Raw genomic sequence first — 3,732 nt, forward strand, 5'->3', positions numbered from 1 at the left:
GGCAACGCACGGGCCGCATCGCCGCCGCGCCCGGCACCGACCTTGAAAGAGGGGCGCATTGGCGCTAACGCCTTGCCACGGTTCGGCCAAGGAGGGGCGCCATGGCATCGGTGGACACGGGTTTGCAACTGGTGCCCGTCATCTTGTGCGGCGGGGCCGGCTCGCGCCTCTGGCCCATGTCGCGGGACGACAAGCCCAAGCAGTTCCACACGCTGTTCGGCCAGGACAGCCTGATTGCCGGCACGCTCGCCCGGCTGCCCGAAGGCCCCTATGAGGACATCGCCTTTTCGGCCCCCTGCGTGATCGGAAGCGCCGGCCAGGCCGCGCTCCTTCAGGAGCACCTTCGGCACGTTGACCGCCATCGCCTCGTGCTTGAGCCGGCCATTCGCGATACCGCCGCCGCGATCGCCGCGGTGACGGCCATCCACGAGGCCGAGGACGACCGGACGCTGTTGCTCGTGCTGCCGTCCGATGCCAGGATCGATGATGCCGACAGCTTCCGCCGAACGGTCGCAAAGGCGGCGCGGACCGCCGCCGCGACCGACGCGATCATGACGATCGGCATCGCGCCGAGCCGGCCCGAAACGCAATATGGCTATATCGAGACCGGCGATCCGCTGGGCGAGGGAATGGCCGTCCGCCGGTTTCGCGAAAAACCCGATCCCGAGACCGCCCGATCCTATCTCGAAAGCGGCCACTTTCTGTGGAACGCGGGCATGTTCCTGTTCCGGGCGGGCCGCATGGCAGATGCGTTCCGGGCGCTGCGGCCGCAGATCTGGCGGGCGGCTTCGCAAGCTGCGGCGCGGGCGCGCCGCGAGGACAATCGCGTGTGGCTCGAAGCGGCCAGCTTCTCGGCCGCCGACAAGGTTTCCATCGACTATGCCATCATGGAGAAGGCCGGCAACATAGGCGTCGTGCCCGCACCGTTCGCATGGGACGATCTGGGCTCGTGGGCGCAGCTCTACGACCATGCGCCCAAGGACGAGGCCGGCAATGCCGCAACCGGCGACGTGATCGCCATCGAGGCGAAGGGCAACCATGTCCGCGCGGCCGATGCGGTCGTGGCGGTGGCCGGCGTCGACGATCTCGTCATCGTCGCCGAGGACCGCAAGGTGCTGGTGACGCGCCGGGACGCCACGCATCTGGTCAAGGACGTGACGGGCGCCTACAAGTCCGGGTTCGCCGGCCGGGCGCCGCACGACCGCTCCAAGCCCGCGATCAGGCGGTGGCTGTTCGAGACCTGCCTGCCCCTTTGGGCGCAAAAGGGCGTCGACATGGTCCAAGGCGGCGTGCACGAGGTGCTCGGCCTCGACGGCGAGCCCGGACACGCCCCGCGCAGGCGCCTGCGCGTCCTGGCCCGTCAGATCTTCAGCTTCGCCCACGGGCGCCATATCGGCTGGCAGGGCGCGCCGCCCGGCCTTCTTGGGGCCCTGTTCGAGACGCTCACCGAAACCGGCTGGCACTCCGCCGAGGGCGGCTTCATCCACCTGTTCGAACTGGACGGGTCCGTCGGGGACGACCGCCGTGACAGCTACGACCAGGCATTCGCGCTGCTGGCGCTGGCCGCGCTCCATCGCACGGGCGACTTCGCCGATGCGCGGGTCTGGGCCGACCGGACACTGGCCTTCATGGACGCGCGGCTCGCCGATCCGGCCCATGGCGGGTTCATCGAGGACACCGCCGGCACGGCCCCGCGCCGCGCCAATCCGCACATGCATTTCCTGGAGGCCATGCTGGCCTGGCACGAGGCCACGGGCGAGGCGGCGTTTCTCGATCGCGCCGAAGCGGTCGTCGACCTGTTCCAGGCCCGCTTCTTCGATCCCGAAACGGGCACGCTGGGCGAGTTCTTCGCCGACGACTGGTCGCGCCTGACGAACGATCCGGCGCACACCGCCATCGAGCCCGGCCACCATTACGAGTGGGCGTGGCTGCTGCTGCGCTTTCTCGACCGGCGCGACCGGCCGGGCCTTGAAGCGCAGGCGCGCCTCTTGTTCGCCACCGCGCGCGCCTTCGGCCACCATGCGGCGACGGGCGCGGCGGCAAACGCCGTGCAGCCCGACGGCGCGGGCCTTTCGAACCGCGCCCGATGCTGGCCCCAGACCGAGGCGCTCAAGGCCGCGATCGCGTTCGAGCGGCGGGGCCTTGCCGGCGCGTCGGGATTGCGCGCCCGGATGATCGACGTCCTGTTCGATCACTATCTGGCGCGTCCCGTGCCGGGCGGCTGGATGGACCTGATCGACGATCGCGGCCGGCCGCTTGCCGGGGACATGCCCGCCAGCATGGTCTATCATGTGCTGGTCGCGCTCGCCGAGCACCTTCAGGCCGACTGACGGCCGTCCTGGGCGCCGGCGACCAGGGCGGCGGGGCGAAAGGCGACCGTCAGCGGCGATTCGCTCGCGATGCGCCTTTGCAGCGCCGCTTCGGCTTCGGCGCCGAGCGCCTGTTCCCATTCGCGCAGCGTTGCCCGATAGGTGCCGAGCGCGCTCATGACCGCCCTTTTCTGTTCGCGCGAGGCGTGCGCGAGCATCCTCACCGACAGGCACAGCACTTGTTCGGTGGCGCCGAACGAGGCCCCTGTCACGGGCACCGCGATCACCGCCTGCCGTCCGATGAAGCCGCAGGCGGGCGCATTGGTGTCGAGCGCGGCGCCGACGACTCCGATCGCCGGGCGCGCATCGCCATAGCGCGCCAGCGCGGCCGGCACCGGGCCATTCTCCGCAAGCCGCACGAGCGTCGTGCCCTGCCGCCCCTCCTCGACATCCAGAAGCGCGGCCCATTCGATCGCGTCGATCAGCCGCGAGACCGAGGCGAGCGCCTTGCGGTTGTCGAACGACATGCGGCTGTCGGCAAGGCCGAGCCCGGCGAGCGCGTCGCGCACCGTCGACGACAGGGCGTCCTCCGGGCGGCTCGTTCCCACCGTGACGGTCTTGGCCTGATGGCGGATCGTGTCGACCGGGCGCGCGGTCTCTTCGAACGCGGCCCGCAGGCCGGGCAGGGTATCCTGGGCAAGCGCCTCGATCGTCTCCGCTCCGCGCATCCGCCGCGCAAGCTTGGCGATCCGCGCCAGATGGTGCGCGCCCAGGCCCGAATCGAACGCGCCGTCGGCGGCTTCGTCGACAAAGGCGTCGAGCGCCCCGGCCAGGGCGGCCGCATCGACGTCCCGATCGCCCATCGCGGCAAGGCCGAGATCGGCCACGATCGGCTTGAGCTTGCGCGCGCCCTCGTCGATCGCCCGTGCCGCGTGGAAGCCGAACAGGTGCCCGGCCACGGTCGCCAGAACAAAGGCCAGATCGGCGCCGATGGCCGGCAGGGCGATCACGCGCTCGGCATGGTCCGCAAAGGCGTCCGCGTCGGCGCCGCGCGTGGCGAACACGACCGGCCGGCCATTGTGGGCCTCGAAGATCGCCACTTCCTTGACGACATCGCCGACCAGATCGCCGGGCAGGTCGTTGGCGACGACCAGCGTCAGCGGCTCGGTCGAAAGGTCGATGTGCTTCTTGTCCTCGGTATAGTCGACCGGGATCGACTTGTAGCACAGCTCCGAGAGCTTGATCCGGATTTCGAGCGCGGCGATGTGGTTGATACCCGATCCGGTGACCGCCCAGTAGCGCGAACGGGGGGCCAGGTCGCGGGCGCACGCGGCGATATGGGCCTCGTCCGCCAGCACCTGGGCGATCAGGTCCGGCAACCTCTCCATCTCGCCCGTCTCGTAGGCGAGTTCGACATCGGTCA

At 70.3% G+C, this 3,732-nt stretch carries 2 protein-coding genes; one reads left to right on the top strand and one right to left on the bottom strand.

The window, feature by feature from the left end; all coding sequences use genetic code 11:
* Window positions 1–101 precede the first annotated feature (101 nt).
* Window positions 102–2,330: an AGE family epimerase/isomerase gene (locus tag AC5E6L_RS12885; protein ID WP_491773793.1), complete on the top strand. Its 2,229-nt coding sequence runs from the start codon at window positions 102–104 to the stop codon at window positions 2,328–2,330.
* Here AC5E6L_RS12885 and AC5E6L_RS12890 read toward each other — a convergent pair.
* A partial coding sequence (locus tag AC5E6L_RS12890; protein ID WP_491773795.1) for a phosphoheptose isomerase family protein occupies window positions 2,318–3,732 on the bottom strand: 1,415 nt, incomplete at its 5' end. The two genes, AC5E6L_RS12885 and AC5E6L_RS12890, sit on opposite strands and share 13 nt — an antisense overlap.

The organism is Roseitalea sp., assembly GCF_984466335.1.